14 protein-coding genes and 2 pseudogenes are annotated in these 15,829 nt (G+C 67.9%); 11 read left to right on the forward strand and 5 right to left on the reverse strand.

Annotated features, from left to right (window positions below):
• The first annotated feature begins 13 nt into the window (after window positions 1–13).
• The gene (locus ASJ79_RS15790; protein WP_067956774.1) at window positions 14–1,168 is read left to right on the forward strand and encodes an osmoprotectant NAGGN system M42 family peptidase; all 1,155 of its coding nucleotides are present in this window, start codon (window positions 14–16) and stop codon (window positions 1,166–1,168) included.
• A gap of 6 nt (window positions 1,169–1,174) precedes the next feature.
• Here the strand turns inward: ASJ79_RS15790 and ASJ79_RS15795 are convergent, their stop codons facing one another.
• The 3 genes from ASJ79_RS15795 to ASJ79_RS15805 form a co-directional block, all read right to left on the reverse strand.
• Window positions 1,175–1,597, reverse strand: a complete 423-nt coding sequence (locus ASJ79_RS15795; RefSeq protein ID WP_067956779.1) for a nitroreductase family deazaflavin-dependent oxidoreductase — start codon at window positions 1,595–1,597, stop codon at window positions 1,175–1,177.
• Between the two features lie 68 nt (window positions 1,598–1,665).
• Window positions 1,666–3,024 (reverse strand): MFS transporter, encoded by a 1,359-nt coding sequence (locus tag ASJ79_RS15800; RefSeq protein ID WP_067956782.1) that lies wholly within the window; start codon window positions 3,022–3,024, stop codon window positions 1,666–1,668.
• Between the two features lie 46 nt (window positions 3,025–3,070).
• Window positions 3,071–4,645 (reverse strand): threonine/serine exporter ThrE family protein, encoded by a 1,575-nt coding sequence (locus ASJ79_RS15805; protein WP_067956785.1) that lies wholly within the window; start codon window positions 4,643–4,645, stop codon window positions 3,071–3,073.
• Window positions 4,646–4,750: 105 nt separating this feature from the next.
• Between ASJ79_RS15805 and ASJ79_RS15810 the strand changes: the two genes are divergently transcribed.
• The 3 genes and pseudogenes from ASJ79_RS15810 to ASJ79_RS33965 all read left to right on the forward strand — a co-directional run bounded on the left by ASJ79_RS15810 (window position 4,751) and on the right by ASJ79_RS33965 (window position 6,543).
• The gene (locus tag ASJ79_RS15810) at window positions 4,751–5,743 is read left to right on the forward strand and encodes a glycoside hydrolase family 6 protein (protein ID WP_067956789.1); all 993 of its coding nucleotides are present in this window, start codon (window positions 4,751–4,753) and stop codon (window positions 5,741–5,743) included.
• A gap of 45 nt (window positions 5,744–5,788) precedes the next feature.
• Window positions 5,789–6,338, forward strand: a pseudogene (locus ASJ79_RS35070) (class I SAM-dependent methyltransferase).
• A gap of 1 nt (window position 6,339) precedes the next feature.
• Complete coding sequence (locus tag ASJ79_RS33965; RefSeq protein ID WP_067956793.1) at window positions 6,340–6,543, forward strand: zinc-ribbon domain-containing protein; 204 nt, start codon at window positions 6,340–6,342, stop codon at window positions 6,541–6,543.
• A gap of 4 nt (window positions 6,544–6,547) precedes the next feature.
• Here ASJ79_RS33965 and ASJ79_RS15825 read toward each other — a convergent pair whose 3' ends face one another.
• Window positions 6,548–7,354, reverse strand: coding sequence for a DeoR/GlpR family DNA-binding transcription regulator (locus tag ASJ79_RS15825; RefSeq protein ID WP_067956796.1), 807 nt, complete (start codon window positions 7,352–7,354; stop codon window positions 6,548–6,550).
• 98 nt (window positions 7,355–7,452) lie between these two features.
• Between ASJ79_RS15825 and ASJ79_RS15830 the strand changes: the two genes are divergently transcribed.
• From ASJ79_RS15830 to ASJ79_RS15860, 7 genes and pseudogenes are all read left to right on the forward strand, one after another.
• Window positions 7,453–9,015, forward strand: a complete 1,563-nt coding sequence (locus tag ASJ79_RS15830) for an FGGY family carbohydrate kinase (protein WP_082753859.1) — start codon at window positions 7,453–7,455, stop codon at window positions 9,013–9,015.
• On the forward strand, window positions 9,012–10,469 hold the full coding sequence (locus tag ASJ79_RS15835; protein ID WP_067956801.1) for an NAD(P)/FAD-dependent oxidoreductase: 1,458 nt from the start codon (window positions 9,012–9,014) through the stop codon (window positions 10,467–10,469). The genes ASJ79_RS15830 and ASJ79_RS15835 overlap by 4 nt, the downstream gene beginning before the upstream one ends.
• Window positions 10,466–11,308, forward strand: coding sequence for an FAD-dependent oxidoreductase (locus tag ASJ79_RS15840; RefSeq protein WP_067956804.1), 843 nt, complete (start codon window positions 10,466–10,468; stop codon window positions 11,306–11,308). Before ASJ79_RS15835 ends, ASJ79_RS15840 begins: the two co-directional genes overlap by 4 nt.
• Complete coding sequence (locus ASJ79_RS15845) at window positions 11,305–11,535, forward strand: hypothetical protein (RefSeq protein ID WP_067956807.1); 231 nt, start codon at window positions 11,305–11,307, stop codon at window positions 11,533–11,535. The genes ASJ79_RS15840 and ASJ79_RS15845 overlap by 4 nt, the downstream gene beginning before the upstream one ends.
• A gap of 237 nt (window positions 11,536–11,772) precedes the next feature.
• Window positions 11,773–12,852, forward strand: coding sequence for an ethanolamine utilization protein EutH (locus ASJ79_RS15850; RefSeq protein WP_231750866.1), 1,080 nt, complete (start codon window positions 11,773–11,775; stop codon window positions 12,850–12,852).
• A 79-nt stretch (window positions 12,853–12,931) separates the two neighbouring features.
• Window positions 12,932–14,119, forward strand: a pseudogene (locus tag ASJ79_RS15855) (cytochrome P450).
• Between the two features lie 49 nt (window positions 14,120–14,168).
• Window positions 14,169–15,185, forward strand: coding sequence for a GlxA family transcriptional regulator (locus tag ASJ79_RS15860; RefSeq protein WP_197420234.1), 1,017 nt, complete (start codon window positions 14,169–14,171; stop codon window positions 15,183–15,185).
• Window positions 15,186–15,187: 2 nt separating this feature from the next.
• On the opposite strand, the gene ASJ79_RS15865 is transcribed toward ASJ79_RS15860, so the two are convergent.
• A partial coding sequence (locus tag ASJ79_RS15865; RefSeq protein WP_067956811.1) for a GlxA family transcriptional regulator occupies window positions 15,188–15,829 on the reverse strand: 642 nt, incomplete at its 5' end.

The raw sequence follows: 15,829 nt of genomic DNA on the forward strand, positions 1-15,829 counted from the left end.
TGAAGGAGACACCATGCGCCCTGGCGGCACCATGTCCGACGCGGACAGCGCATGGATGACCGACACGTTGCTCGCGCTGCTGAAGACGCCGAGCCCCACGGGCCGCACGGATGCGGTGATGCAGAGGATCGGCGACACCCTGGACGGTTTCGGGGTGTCGTTCTCGCTGACCCGCCGGGGCGCGTTGATCGTCGAACTCCAAGGCGAATCAGCGACCACCGACCGGGCGCTGGTGGTCCACGCGGACACCGTCGGCTGCATGGTCCGCGGGCTCAAGGACAACGGCCGTCTGGAGGTGATCTCCGTCGGGACCTTCTCGGCACGGTTCGCCGCCGGGGCGCGGGTGCGGATCATGTGCGAGGACACCGACGAGCTGATCACCGGCACGATCCTCCCGCTCAAGGCGAGCGGACACGCGTTCGGCGACGCGGTGGACAACCAGAAGACCGACTGGGACCACGTCGAAGTCCGTGTGGACCGCCAGGTTTCGTCGCGGGAGGACCTGATCCGGCTCGGCATCCGGATCGGTGACTACGTCCCGCTGATGGCCGATCCGGAAGTCACCGATCACGGATTCGTCGTTTCGCGTCACCTCGACGACAAGGCAGGCGTCGCGGTCGTGCTGACGCTGATCAAGCACCTCGTCGACAACTCCGTGATGCTGCCGCACCGCACCGCGGTCATGGTCACCATCGCCGAGGAGGTCGGCTACGGCGCCAGCACCGGCCTGCCCGCCGACATCGCCGAGATGATCACCGTGGACAACGCGGTGTGCGCGCCCGGGCAGCAGTCCAGGGAGGACGCTGTGACGGTTCCGATGTCGGACCTGCACGGGCCCTACGACTATCACCTGACCCGCAACCTGTGTCGGCTGGCCGAGGAGTGCGGAATCCCGTTCACCCGGGACGTGTTCCGCTACTACCGGTCGGATGCGGCCGCGGCGATCGAGGCGGGCGCGAACACCCGGGCCGCGCTCGTCGGGTTCGGCGTGGACGGCAGCCACGGCTGGGAGAGAACGCACATCGATTCGATGACGGCGACCTACCGCCTGCTGCACGCCTGGATTCGGTCACCGCTGACCTTCGCCGAATGGGACTCGAAGCCCTCCGGCACCGGCGATCTGCGCGACTTCCCGTCGTCGAAGCAGCCGGCCGCGCCGGAACGCTGAGTCGGTCTACTCGACGACGAAGACCGGGATCTGCCGCGACGTGTTCTTCTGATATTCGGCGTACGGCGGGTATGCCGCGACGGCGAGCGCCCACCAGTGCTCTCGTTCCTCCCCGTCGAGTTCACGCGCGGTGCCCTCGACGACCTTGTCGCCGTCCTGGACGGTCACCGACGGGTTGGCCTTCACGTTGTGGTACCAGCTCGGATGTTTGGGATCGCCGCCCTTCGACGCCACCATCGCGTAGCGGCCGTTCTCCTCGACGCGCATCAACGGCACGTACCGCTTCTTGCCGGACTGCGCTCCGGTCGTGGTGAACAGCACGATCGGGCGGTCGAGTACCTCGACGCCGTCGGTGGTGCCCTGCTCCAGGATGCGCTGGGTCTGTTCGCGGACCCAGTCGGTAGGACTCAACTCTGCTTGCTCGCTCACCTTGCCTCCAACGATCGTGAACCGAACCGGTATTCCCCTGTGTAGCCCGTGTGTCGAGACACAACCCGTCAACCGGTGGTTCGCGTGCTCGCGAACGGAACCGGATCGGGCGCTTCCTCGGTGCCCGGCGTGACGGTGCCACCGATCGGACAGCGCGCGGTCTCGGGCACCTTGATCAGTGCGAGCGCACCGACGACGCACGCGGCCATCATGTAGTAGGCCGGGATCAGCAGGTCCCCGGTGCGGCCGACGAGCCAGTCGTTGATCGCCGGTGCGGTGCCGCCGAACAGCGACGTGGACACGTTGTAGGCGATCGCGAAGCCGGCGTAGCGCACCTGGGTGGGGAACATGGCCGGGAACGTCGCCGAGATCGTGGCCAGCTGCGGGACGTACAGCAACCCGAGGACCGCGAAGCCGATCACCGCACCCCACACGTTCGTGCCCATCAACAGGAACATCGGCACACCGGCGACGAACAGACCGATCAGCGAGAACCACCACAACGGTTTACGTCCCACCCGGTCGCTGAGCAGTCCGGCGAACGGGAGGAACACCATCATCGCCAGCATGCCGATCACCGGGACGATCAGGGACCGGTCCGCCGACAGCCCGATCTGGGTCTCCAGGTAGGTGGGCATGTAGGTCAACAGGGTGTAGTTGACGACGTTCAGCGCGACCACCAGTCCGCCCAACTGCAGGATCGGCCGCCAGTACCCGGTGAGCAGATCCCGGAACTGGGTGGCGGTCTCGTCCTCGGTCTCGCCCTTCTCCTCGAGTTCGCGGAACACCGGGGTGTCATCGAGCCGGGACCGCAGGTAGAGACCGACCAGGCCCAGCGGCGCGGCCACCAGGAACGGCAGCCGCCAGCCCCACTCGTGCATCTGGTCGTTTCCGAGCACCAGGGAACAGCCCAGCATCAACAGCGCGCCGAACGAGAATCCCCCAAGGGTGCCGAACTCCAGAAAGCTGCCGAGGAATCCGCGGCGCCGGTTCGGCGCGTATTCGGCCATGAACGTCGCGGCACCGCCGTATTCGCCGCCGGTCGAGAAACCCTGGATCATCCGCAGCAGCACCAGCAGGAACGGCGCCCACATCCCGATCGATGCGTAGGACGGCAGCAGACCGACGCAGAACGTGGCCCCGGCCATCAGCACGATCGTGATCGCCAGCACGCGTTTGCGGCCCAGCCGGTCCCCGAGCGGTCCCCACACGAACCCGCCGAGCGGCCGGACCAGGAACGAGACGGCGAACGTCATCAACGCGAGCAGCGTCGCGTTGGCCGCATCCCCGGGGAAGATCGCCGCCGAGATGTAGGTGACGCCGTAGGCGTAGATGCCGTAGTCGAACCATTCGGTCGCATTGCCGATCGCCGACGCGGTGATGGCCTTCTTCAGCACTCCGGGCGGCGGGTCGTTCTGGGGACTCATATGTCGGCGATTGCTCGTTATGGGCGGACCTAAACGTTGACGAACGTCACCGGTCCAGGGTGTCGCCGTCTGCAGGACCCGCGTCGACGGCGGGTTCCGAGGGCGCGGGTTCCAGCGCGACGCTCCATGACCGCTGGTGCGGGCTGCGAGCCGGCTGCTGGTCCGCGGCCGGCTGCAGGGCGACGACCTTGCCGACGGCTCGGCGCAACCCGGGTGGACCCTCGATGCGCAGCAGCTCGCTGACCCGTCCGGCGCGGTAGCGCAACGGTGAACCGAGCAGCTCACCCAGCACCACCCCGGCGCCGATCGCCAGCGCGGTCGCGGCCGCCGCCAGGGCCTGCGCCACACCGGCGGAGAAGTCCTGGTCGACGGCGAAGTAGAACACCGCCCGGAAGACGGCCATGCCCGGCAGCATCGGGGTGATGCCCGCGGTGGCGGTCACCAGGGCGGGTGCCTGCCGCCGGATCGAGATCAGCGTCGCGAGGAGGCCGACCCCGACCGCGGCCGCGCCGGTCGCGACCACCTGGCCGAATCCGGCGCGGCTGAGGCCGATCAGCATGGCCTCGGCCAGACCGGCCGCGATCGCGGCGGTGAGCACCGACCGGAGCTTGGCGTAGCTGGCGATGGTCAGACACGCGCCCGCCAGCGCCGCGCCGGCCACCGCGATGGCAATCTGCCCCGGTTGGGTCGGCGGCGTGAAGAACTCGGTGGCCTCGACCCGCAGCTGGATCTCGATGCCTGCCAGGGCCGCGATCTGCAACCCGGCGAGGATGCCGACGACGATGCCGAGGGTCAGGAAGAGCACGTCACCGAGCCGGGCCACCGCGGTGAGCATGTGGCCTGTCAGCGCGTCCTGCACCGAGCCGACGAACGTCATGCCCGCCAACAGCATCACGATCCCGGTGGCGACCAGCGCGGTCACCGCCTGCCCGGCCAGCAGGTACGCCGCAACGGCGATCAGCGTGGCGATGCAGGCGCCGGCGGCCTGCTGAAAGAACGGCGGGGTACCGGCGCGGTTGAGCCGCCGGCTGACGAGGTCGATCAGCACCGAGGTGACGGCCGCCAGGATCCAGGTGACCCAGGTCCCGCCGAGCAGCATCGCGACGCCGAGCGCGAAGCCGGCCCATCCGGCGGCGGAGATCCAGCGCGGGTACGGGTGCGGCTGCTCGGACAACTCGTCCATCGCGGCGTGCGCGTCGTCGACCGACACGCCGCCCGCGGTGATCCGCTGGACCAGCTGGTCGAGTTCGGCGAGCCGGCTGTAGTCGGTCGAGCGGGCCTGCACGGCCCGCACGATGGTGACGGGCGCGCTTTCCTCGTCGGGCAGTGCGGACACGAAGATGGTGGTGACGAAGACGTCGACCACGCAGTCGGAGAGCTGATAGGCCTGCGCGACGTCCTTGGCGGTCGCGACGACGTCCGCGGTGCCCGAGCCGGAGGACAACATCACCTCGGCGAGCCGGATGGTCAGGTCGAGAACCTTACGGGTGTGCCGCTCGCTCAATCCGCCGGAGACGCGTCGGCGCTGGCCGGCGCCGGACGCGGGGTCGCGATGTCCCTTCAGGGCGAAGTGCAACGCGCGCCGGCGCCGGGCCATCCGGTCGGATTTGTCGGCACTCATCACGGGACACGATACTGAGCGTCACGCTCAGGACCTGCCGTCGAGCCGGACAGCGAGGTCGCAGGTGGTTGGCAGTTTTTGTGAAGCGCCGCTAAGTTTCCTCAGGTGAAGTTCTCAGCTGTCGGTGTGCTCGCCCGCTGGATCGTTCCCTGCGTCGCGGTGGCCGCCGTCGCCGGCGTCGGCGTGGTCGCCGAGCCGGGGCCGGTCCCGGCGCCCGCGGTGCGCCTGGCCAGTGAGGCGAACCCGTTGGCCGGGCTGCCGTTCTATGTGAATCCGCACTCCAAGGGCATGCGCGCGGCGCAGGGCGATCCCGATCCGCTGCTGGCCGCTGTCGTGAACACGCCGACCGCGTACTGGATGGACCACATCTCGACCCCGGCCGTGGACGCGAAGTACATCGCCACGGCGCAGGCCGCCGGCACCATGCCGGTGCTTGCGCTCTACGGGATCCCCAACCGTGACTGCGGCAGCTACGCCGCGGGCGGGTTCGGGTCGGCCGGCGCCTACCGGGCGTGGATCGACGGCGTCGCCGCCGCCATCGGCTCCGGGCCGGCGGCGGTCATCCTCGAGCCCGACGCGCTGGCCATGATCGACTGCCTGTCACCCGGTCAGCAGCAGGAACGTCTCGACCTGATCCGCTACGCCGTCGACACCCTGACCCGCAACCCGGCCACCGCGGTGTACGTCGACGCCGGCCATCCGCGCTGGGTGGCCGCCGACGTGATGGCGGGCCGGCTGAACCAGGTCGGCGTCGACAGGGCGCGGGGCTTCAGCCTCAACACCGCGAACTTCTTCACCACTGAGGAGTCGATCGGGTACGGCCAGGCGATCTCGGGCATGACGAACGGATCGCACTTCGTGATCGACACGTCGCGCAACGGCGCCGGTCCGGTCGAGGGGGATCCGCTGTATTGGTGCAACCCCAGCGGCCGGGCTCTCGGCGTGCCGCCCACCACCGCGACCGGGCATCCGATGGTCGACGCGTTCCTGTGGGTCAAGCGTCCCGGCGAGTCCGACGGCGCATGCCGCGGCGCCCCGAGCGCGGGCACGTTCGTCAGCCAGTACGCCGTCGACCTCGCGCGTAACGCCGGCTGGTAGATCAGCCGGCCAAGAGGGCGCCGCGCCACCGCACGCTGGGTCGCGGTGTATCGCGCCGTCGAATCGACAAGGCGCGATGCGGTGTTCCAGGACCCGTGTGCCGATCGGCTCGCCGGGGAGACGACCTCATCATGGACGCCGCCGCGGCCGGCTGCGACCGGGTCCTCAACCTCGCTGCCGGACTGGACACCCGGCCGTACCGGTTGGACCTGCCCGCCGAGTTCACCTGGGTGGAAGGCGATCTCCCGGGTCTCATCGCGGAGAAGGAAGAACTGCTCGCCGGTGAGACGCCGAGATGCCGGCTGACGCGCCACCCCGTCGACCTCGCCGGTCCGGGGCTCATGCAGTGGATGAACGAGAACACCGGTGGGCCGCTGCGGAACGCGCCGTTCAAATTCGCGTGTCCGACGGCATCGGATACTTCGAGCAGTTCGGTTGGCGCGCAGTCGAAGTGGAATCGGTGTTCGTCGTGGCGCACCGTCTGCGCCGGTTGCCGTGGCTGCTGCGACTGGTCGCGTGGCTGCCGCAGCCCGATCCGCACCGTCCTCCCCGGAACCGACCCTGGAGCGCTGTGGTCCGCCTCCTACCCTGGTGAGATGCTGCTCTTCTTCGGTTACGGCACCAAGCAGAAACACCTCGGCCCGGGACAGGTCAGGACATGTCCGCGGTGTCACAACACCACGCAGTGGAACCGGATGCGGGAGTTCAAGCAGTTGACGCTGTTCTTCGTTCCCGTCGCACGGTGGAAGCGCCGGGTGTTCGAGGTCTGCGGTGTCTGCGGCACCGCGGTCGCGGCGTGAAAGGCTAAGCCGTCGAACCATTTCCGGTCGATGACGGTTGCGCTTCGATCACCTCGAGATGCTCGCGCCGAAGACGCTCGCGCCAATTCGAGTCGATCTCGTTGGTGATGAGCATATCGACGTCGGTCCATCCAATCGAGCCGGCGATCGCGCGCTGCCCGATCTTGGAGCGGTCAGCGAGCACCACGACGCGTTGCGACTGCTTGGCCATCGCCGCGGCGATCTCCGCGTCGAGCAGGCTGTTGAATCGCACCCCGAGGTCGAGATCGGCTCCATCGCAACTGAGAAACGTGATGTCGACGCTGAGTTGGGAGATGGCCGCCGTGGCGAGCGGTCCGCTGGTTCCGAAGGACGAGGCGCGAAGGGCGCCGCCGATCACGATCACCTCGAATGACGGGACACTGGCCAGACGTTCGCCGATATTCAACCCAGTTGTCGCGACCCACAGTGAGGGTGCGCGCGAGACGAGTTCCTCAGCCAGCGCGAGTGTGGTGCTTCCGTCGTTGAGGAGGATCGACGAACGACTCTTGACCAGGTCGGCTGCGGCGAGTGCGATGGCGCCCTTCTCGCGGGCGTTCCGCCGTCGGCGGAGATCGAAGGCCTCGTCAAGGGTGCTCGACACCGCGGCCGGTGACGCGCCGCCGCGCACCCGCTTCAGCAGCCCCTGCCGTTCGAGCAGCGACAGGTCACGACGGACGGTTGGGGAGCTGGCGCCCGTGACACGCTGCATGTCGTCGAGGGACGCGAACTGCTGACGAGACAGCAGTTCGAGCAGAAGCGCGTGACGCTCCTCGGCGTGGCGTTCGGGCACGGCATCACATCCTAGTAACGATCACAAACGATCAATCTGTTGCGGCATCTGATCGGTTGTGATTCGATACTGCGATCGTCGTCTCGTGTGGAGGTGTCATGACTACGCCGCCGGCTCACCGCGGGTCCGTGGTCCGGGTGTGGGCCGGTGTGGATCAGGGCACCACCAGCACCCGCACGAATCTGTACGACGATGACGGTCGCTGCGTCGCATCTGCACGCAGACCGTCGGTGACGACACATCCGTTCCCGGGCTGGGACGAGCAGGACGGTGACGCGCTCGTCGCGGCGATCGAAGAAACCGTGCGGGAAGCCGTCGCGTCAGTTCCCGGCGCCCAGCTCGCGGGGATCGGCCTGGCAAATCAGGGCGAATCCATCATCGCGTTCGACCGGCGCACCGGAGAACCGTTGTCGAAAGCCATACTGTGGTCAGACCGACGTGCCGGTGCCGTCGTCGACCGCGTGGCTGATGGCCCCGACGCGGACCGAATCGAAGAGATCACCGGCCTTCGGCTCGACCCGTACTACTCGGCGGCGCGGATGGCCTGGGCGTTGCTGAACCTGCCTGAGGTCGCCGCCGCAGCTGCGGACGGCACCCTGGCGATCGGGACGCTCGACGCGTTCTTCATTCACCGATTGGCGTTCGGCGCCTACGTGACCGATCCGTCGACAGGCAGTCGCACTCAGCTGATGTCGCTCGACCACCTGCACTTCGACAGAGACGTCGCGGCTGCCTTCGGCATCGACATCGATCTGCTGCCGGCGATGGTGGACACCGTGTTCGCCGAGCCGCTGCCCACCACCCTCGGTGCGCCGCTCTACGCCAACGCCGCGGACCAACTCGCGGCCATGGCCGCACTGGGCGCGATCGCGTCCGGGGACACCAAGATGACCTACGGCACCGGTTGTTTCATCGACACCAATGTCGGTCCCGCGCCACGACGTCCCGGCCACGGCCTGATGTCCACCTACGGTTGGACCATCCCGGGGGAATCCAAGGCGTGGGCGATCGAAGGCGGCGTCTTCTGCGCCGCCACCGCTGTCGACTGGCTGGTGCGGCTCGGACTGGCCGAAACCGCCTCACAGGTGGCCGAATTCGCCGCTGCGTGCCCAGCGGCTTCGGACTTCGGGTTGCGCATGCAGCATCCCCTGTTCCTGCCGAGCTTCACCGGGGTGGGAGCTCCATGGTGGCGTGCCGAAGCCGCCGGAGTGCTGAGCGGCATACGGGCATCCACCGACCGCCACGACATGTCCTATGCCGTGCTCGACGGCATCGCCCAGCGGGTCGCCGATGTCATCGACGCGGTGGATGCCGAGCTGGGGACACCCGCTGTCCTGCGTGCCGACGGCGGCCTCAGCAGGAATTCGGTGCTCATGCAGCGTCAGGCCGACCTGTGCGGGCGGCCGATCTCCATCGCCGATCACCATGACAACACCGCTGCGGGTGCCGCGGGCCTGGCGGCCATCGGTGCCGGCGAACTGGATCTCGCCGGTCTGGCCGTCCGGACGAAGTTCACCCGCATCGTCGAGCCGACGCTGCCGGAGGCGCAGCGCGCTATCGAGCGTGCGCGATGGCGCGAATTCGTGGAATCCACCGCCGCATTGGAACCGCCTGCGTTGATCGAAGCCGCTTACCGGCGGACCGGAGAACGGGAGTCATGAGCACAGAGCGATACGACATCGCGGTCATCGGTGCCGGCGTCATCGGCGCAGCGATCGCCGCGGAATTGTCGCGGCGCGCGGTGCGGGTCGTGTGGTTCGAGGCGGCCCATGATGTCGCCGAAGGCGCCAGCAAGGCGAACTCGGCGATCGCGAGCAGTGGCTACGACCTCCCGCCGGGAAGCCTCGAATCGGACCTGATCCTGAAGTCAAGCCCCCAGTGGGAGGCGGTCTGCCGGGCACTGGATGTCCCGTTCCTACGCATCGGGGCATTGTCCCTGGCATTCGACGACGGCGACTCGGACTCGCTGCGCAATCTGGCGACACAGGCGGCCGAGGCGGGCGTCGAGGCCGAGTTGCTCTCCGGCAACGCATTACGCCGCGCGGCGAAGACAGCCGCGCCGACCGCTGTCGAGGCGCTGCACGTGCCGAGCGAAGGAATCATCGACCCGATCAGGCTCACCATCGGACTGGCGAAACTGGCCGTGCTCAACGGTGTGGAACTGCGCCGCTCCACCCCGGTCACCGGTTTCTGGCACGATCCGTCCGGCGCGGTCAGCCACGTCGTCACACCCGCGGGATCGGTCGCCGTAGGAGCGGTGGTCAACGCCGCAGGCGTCAACGCCGACCGCATCACGAACGCGGCTGCGGCCGAGCCCTTCACGATGTGGCCACGCAAGGGGCAGTTCCTACTCCTTGATCGCGCGGTGGGCCACCTGGTGCCGAAGATCATGTGCACTGCACCGACACCGCATACCCGCGGTATATACGCCGTGCCGACCACCAACCGTACGATCCTCGTCGGTCCCACTGCCGACGACAGGGAAGACCGCGCAGACAAATCCACCGACGGACCCACCCTGGACAGCGTGTGGGCCAAGGCGCAGCGCCTGCTGCCCGACGGTGTGGACCGCCGCTACGTCACGAAGTCCTTCTCGGGGCTCCGCCCGGCCAGTGACCGCACCTACCGAATCGAGGTGTCACCGAAAGTGCCGAACCTGGTCCACGCTGCGGGCATCCGGTCCACGGGGGTGTCGGCAGCGCCGGCCGTGGCTGGTTACGTCGCCAATCTGATCGACACCGAAATCATGGACCTGGTGACTAAAGTCTCTGTGCACGAGACGGTTCCGTCATTGTCCCGGTTGGCTGAGTCCGAAACGGACGCGGCTGCAACCGCGTTCGCCACCCGCCCGGACGCGGCGCCGGACCAGCAACCGATGGTGGTGTGTGCGTGTGAACACGTCACCGCCGCGGAGATCGCAGCAGAGTGTCGGGGCCCGGTGCCGGCCACCTCGCTCGACGGGGTGCGGAAACGGACCCGGGCGACGGCCGGACGCTGCCAGGGCGCGTACTGCTCGGTCGGCGTCAGCTTCATCCTCTCTGCGGCCACCGGGGAGAAGCCGGGGGAAATCCGCCAGGGCGAACCCGGATCGCAATGGGAGACCGAACAACGATGACAACCGCCAAACCCCACATCGCCATCGCCGGTTCCGGGCTGGCCGGGCTGCACTGTGCGGTCGCGCTCGCCCCGGCAGCCGACGTCACCGTCTACGAACGGCTACCGGTCGCCGGTGGAGAACACTGGGCAGACCGGGATCATGCCCGTCTCATCCGCCACGCCCGACGGCAGGGCGTGCGATTCGCCGCCGGCACCCAGGTGATCCGCTGGGAGGGCGACCGACTGCTCGCCGTCGGCGATCGCGGTGGGCTCGCGGTTGCCGACGCACTCGTCATCGCCACCGGACATCGCCCTCCGACCCGCACCGAGCTGCACATCGACGGCCATCGCTGCGCCGGCGTCGTGCCGGCCACCCTCGCGCTGCATCTGCTCGCGCAGCGAGTGCGGCTGGGCACCAACGTTGTCGTTGCAGGTGACGCACCGTGGGCAGCGGAATGCGTCGAGACCATCACCACCGGGCGGCGACGGGCCGCCTCCGTGCTGTGGGTAGGCGCGGACTCCCGGACGACCGGTTCGACGTTGACGGTGCGACCTGGCGCCCGTATCACCGCGACCCACGGAATGCCGCGGATCACCGGCGTCACCATCGAAGAAGGTTCGAAGGCGGAGAACATCGCCAGTGACTGCCTGATCCTCGCCGGCCCGGCCGTTCCGTACCGCAACGTCGACGGCGCCGTCCTGGACGACGATCCGGCCGTGTATGCGCAGCGCGAGCCCGGCCGCGCCGAGAGCACAGCACAGATCGGGCAGCGCGCTGCGCGATCGGCACTCGCTTACGCCGGAACACGAACCCAGGCCCATACCGCCGTTGCACCCAGGATTGGACAGCCGCAATGAAAGTCACCTCACCGGTTGGGGAGTTCCCATACACCTTCGAACGGATCCGGCTCGACGGCACCCGCATCGTCGCCGAGGGCCGGATGGGTACCTGGCCCGCCCGTATCGAAGCAGGCGTCACCGACATTCCGGCCCCGGTCCGGATCGGCGTCGTCTCAGCGGCGGTGGGCGTGCTGGTCACCGCCGGTGTCAACTGGCGACGAAACCGTGAGCGGCGAAATGCGTAGCCGTATTCACATACAACTCGCAGGCACCACGTATATCCCACTCGCCGTCCGCTTTTCGGTTCGCTGAAAGGAACCAGTCCGCATGGCCACGCTTGGAAATATCGTCATCTACCTGATGATGACGTTCGTCGTCATCGGCGCAATCTCGTTGGCGTTCCGCGGAGATCGTGGAATCGGCCACGAGTTCAAGGAGGGGTCTATGCGCTGGGCCCACTCTTCATCCCGGTCGCCGGCATCATGGCCGGTCTGCCGTACCTGGCCTGGTTCGTCGAGAATGTCCTCGGCAAGATCTACGAGCCATTCGGCGCCGATGCGGCGATGGCGGCCACGACCCTGATCGCCAGCGACATGGGGGCCTACCAGTTGGCCCATGTGACCGCCGACTCGACCGGTGCCTGGATGACGGCTTCCATCAACGGATTCCTCGTGGGCGCAACGATCTCGTTCATCATCCCGGTGGGACTGGCGATTCTGGACGTCCGTGACCACAAGTACTTCGCGCTGGGCATCATGAGTGGCATCCTGACCGTGCCACTCGGTGTGGTAGTCACCATGGGGATACTGATTCTTGGCGACGGAACGGTGCGCGGCGAGGTGGGCACCGATGGCCCGTCGACGGCGACGTTCGATGGCTTCTCCCTGATCGACGTCCTGGTCAATCTGCTGCCCGTCATCATCGTCACCGTCGCCATCGCGGCCGGGTTGTACTTCGCGACGCGCGCGATGATCACCGGGTTCATCTGGTTCGGCCGTGGCCTCAATGCGGCGATCTACCTGGTGCTGGCCGTCTCGATAGTCGAGCATGTGACCGGCTTTTTCAGCTCGATGTTCAGCTGGTGGGCATTTGACCCGATCATCGCCGACACCGATGATCAGATGCGGGCCCTCGAAGTCGTCGGCAACGTCGCAATCGTGCTGGCCGGGGCATTCCCGCTGGTGTATGCGATTCGCACCTACCTGGACAAGCCGCTGACCGCGGTAGGCACGCGAATGGGTATCAGCAGCGAGGGCACCGCAGGCATTCTGGCCGCCACCACCAACATGTTGGCCGCCTTCCACCTGATCCGGCACATGCCGGCCAAGGACAAGGTGCTGGTGGTCGCATTCGGTACCACGTGTTCGGCACTCATTGGTGATCACCTGGCCTTCACGGCCAATTTTCAGCCGAATCTCATCGCCCCGTTGATGATCGGCAAGATTGTCGCGGGCGTCACAGCGATGTTGTTGGCTTTGTGGATCGCGGTCCCCACCGCTCAGCGCATCGAACGTGAGCGTGCCGAACTCGATGCGCAGGAGTCCGACGCGGTCGCGGCGTGAGGGGCTGAGCCGGCAGGTTGCTGTACGGACGTACAGCGGTTGGGTTATGCTGCGGGCGGCCGAGCGGGAGGAATCCACGATGAGCGACCTGTACTACGACCCGTGGGATGTCGAGATCGACCTAGACCCGTAGCCCACATACCGGCGGCTGCGAGACGAGGCGCCGGTGTATTTCAATGAACGGCACAACTTCTGGGGCATCAGCCGATACGCCGACGTCGACGCGGCGCTGAAGGACACCGCCCGTCTCAGTTCGGCCAAAGGTGACATCCTCGAGGTGGTGCTGACCGATCCGGTGATCCCGGCGGGTATCTTCATCAACGAGGACCCGCCGGTGCACACCATCCACCGGGCCATCGTGGCGCGGGCGTTCACCCCGAAGAAGATGCGTGCCATCGAGGACAAGGTCCGCGCGTTCTGCGTCGCCTGCCTCGACCCTCTCGTGGGACAGGACCGGTTCGATTTCGTGGTGGACCTCGGCGCCGAGCTGCCGATCAAGACCATCGGCATGCTCGCCTGGATCCCCGACTCCGAACAGCCCGCGGTGCGCGCCCACGCCAACGAGGTGCTGCGCAACGAAGCCGGCAAGCCGATCAACATCGACAAGGAGCGGTATTTCACCGGCGAGATGTTCGGCGAGTACGTCGAATGGCGGGAGAAGAACCCGTCCGACGACCTCATCACCGAGCTGCTCGCGGTGGAGTTCGAAGATGAGACGGGCACCACGCGAAAGTTGACCAAACAGGAACTGATCGTGTTCCTGGCGGTGGTCGCGGGCGCCGGCGTCGAGACCACCGGCCGGTTGTTCGGCTGGATGGGCAAGGTGCTTGCCGAACATCCCGATCAGCGAACCGAACTCGCCGAAGATCCGTCGCTGATCCCGGGGGCGATCGAGGAACTGCTGCGCTTCGAACCGCCCGGCCCGCACGTCGCGCGCTACGTCGCCACCGACGATGTGACGTTCCAGGGTCAGGTGATCCCGTCCGGCAGCGCCCTGCTGATGATGCTCGCCTCCGCCAATCGCGACGAGCGGCATTTCGACGACCCCGACGAGTTCGACATCCGCCGCAGACCCGGCGGCCACCTGACCTTCGGTCGCGGCGCGCACTTCTGTGTCGGCGCACCGCTGGCCCGGCTGGAAGGCCGTGTCGCGCTGGAAGAGGTGCTCAAGCGATTCCCCAAGTGGGACATCGACTTTGCCAACGCCCGCCGCTCGCGCACCGCCACGGTCCGCGGCTGGGACTCCATGCCGGCGATTCTCGGTTGAGACAGAACGCAATCCGGCGGTAACAGAAGCCCGCTACATTTCCTCCGTGGTGGCCGACCATACCCGCACCGTGGTGTTCGCGCTCTACGACAAGGTCACGCTGCAGGACGTCGCGGCGCCGCTGGAGATCTTCGCCCGCGCCAACGACTTCGGCGCGCGCTACGCGGTGCTTCTGGTGTCACCCACCGGTGAGCCCGTGGGTACGACGGCCTATGCGCAGCTGAGCGCGGATCTGCCGCTGGCCGAGGCTCCCGAGTCCATCGACACGCTGGTCGTGCCCGGCGGGGTGCCGGCCGACTTCGCGTTCACACCGGGCGTTCACGACATCCCCGAAGAGCCGACACCGGACTCGGTTCCCGACGCGATGGCCATGGTGCGGGAACTCGCGCCGCGTGCGCGGCGGGTCGCATCGGTGTGCACCGGCGCGTTCGTGCTCGCCGCCCTCGGGTTGCTCGACCATCGCCGGGCGACCACACACTGGGCCCACTGCCAGACGCTGGCCCGCACGTACCCGAAGGTCATGGTCGACCCCGACTCCCTGTTCGTCCAGGACGGTCCGTTCATCACCGGGGCGGGGATCACCGCGGGTATCGACCTCGCCCTCGCCCTTGTCGAGAGCGACTTCGGGCCGGCGGTCGCGCGCCGCGTCGCGCGCTGGATGGTGGTCTTCCTGCAGCGGCCCGGCGGGCAGGCCCAGTTCAGCGTCTGGGCGCAATCCGCACTGCCGGTGACGGGCGGTCTGCGCGCGGTGGTGGATTCCGTGGTGACCGATCCCGGCGCCGACCACTCCATCGCGGCCATGGCGGCGCGGGCCGCGGTCAGCGAGCGCCATCTGGTGCGGATGTTCCGGGAGCAGGTCGGGATGACGCCGGCACGGTTCGTCGAGCAGGCCCGCCTGGAAGCCGCCAAGGTCCTGCTCGCCACGGGCGACAAGGGTCAGGACGCGGTGGCCCGGCGGGCGGGGTTCGGGACACCGGACACCATGCGGCGGACGTTCCGCCGCAACCTCGGAATCTCGCCGAGTACGTACCGGAATCGGTTCCGCACCACGGGCATCGAACGGTAGAGCTACGCGGGGGTACGTCGCGCGACCAGATGGTCGCGGACCCGGGCGCCTGAGCGCAGCCCGCTGCGCCGTGCCGCCGCGTGGAACGACTCACCGGCGAGCACCAGCGCGACGGCGTTCTCCAGCCGGATCCGGTTCACGTACTCGCGCAGCGTCACACCGACCTGCGCCTTGAACAGTCGGGCGAGGTGGCGTGGGCTGATGCCGAGTTGTGCTGCCACGGTGTCGAGTTCGTAGTGTCCGGCCGGGTCGACGACCACCGTGGCCATCAGCCGCTCCAGTCCGGGATGTCTCGGTCGGGGGGTGCGGGCGGCCGCCGAGATCTGTGGATGGCCTTCCATGCGCCTGCCGAGCACCACCATCTCCTTTGAGATTTCCTGTGCCACAGCAGCTCCGAAGTCATCGGCTACCATCGCCAGCGCCAGGTCGATACCCGCTGTGCCGCCCGCGGACGTCCAGACCTTGCCGTCGTGGATGTAGACCGACTCCGGCTCGACGGTCGTCGACGGAAACTGTGCGGCGAACGTGTCCAGGTGCCGCCAATGGGTGGTGGCGCGGCGCCCGTCGAGCACACCGGCGGCGGCCAGCGCGAACGAGCCCGCGCAGATCGAGGCGATCCGGCGCGCGGCCGGGGCCAGTGAGCG

Origin of the sequence: Mycobacterium sp. NAZ190054 (assembly GCF_001545925.1) — a bacterium.
Classification (GTDB): domain Bacteria; phylum Actinomycetota; class Actinomycetes; order Mycobacteriales; family Mycobacteriaceae; genus Mycobacterium.

Coding starts and splice junctions, on each gene's coding strand:
- ASJ79_RS15835 (WP_067956801.1), top strand. CDS start 9,012: ATGAGCACAGAGCGATACGACATCGCGGTCATCGGTGCCGGCGTCATC.
- ASJ79_RS33965 (WP_067956793.1), top strand. CDS start 6,340: ATGCTGCTCTTCTTCGGTTACGGCACCAAGCAGAAACACCTCGGCCCG.
- ASJ79_RS15805 (WP_067956785.1), bottom strand. CDS start 4,645: ATGAGTGCCGACAAATCCGACCGGATGGCCCGGCGCCGGCGCGCGTTG.
- ASJ79_RS15850 (WP_231750866.1), top strand. CDS start 11,773: ATGGCCGGTCTGCCGTACCTGGCCTGGTTCGTCGAGAATGTCCTCGGC.
- ASJ79_RS15845 (WP_067956807.1), top strand. CDS start 11,305: ATGAAAGTCACCTCACCGGTTGGGGAGTTCCCATACACCTTCGAACGG.
- ASJ79_RS15840 (WP_067956804.1), top strand. CDS start 10,466: ATGACAACCGCCAAACCCCACATCGCCATCGCCGGTTCCGGGCTGGCC.
- ASJ79_RS15790 (WP_067956774.1), top strand. CDS start 14: ATGCGCCCTGGCGGCACCATGTCCGACGCGGACAGCGCATGGATGACC.
- ASJ79_RS15830 (WP_082753859.1), top strand. CDS start 7,453: ATGACTACGCCGCCGGCTCACCGCGGGTCCGTGGTCCGGGTGTGGGCC.
- ASJ79_RS15800 (WP_067956782.1), bottom strand. CDS start 3,024: ATGAGTCCCCAGAACGACCCGCCGCCCGGAGTGCTGAAGAAGGCCATC.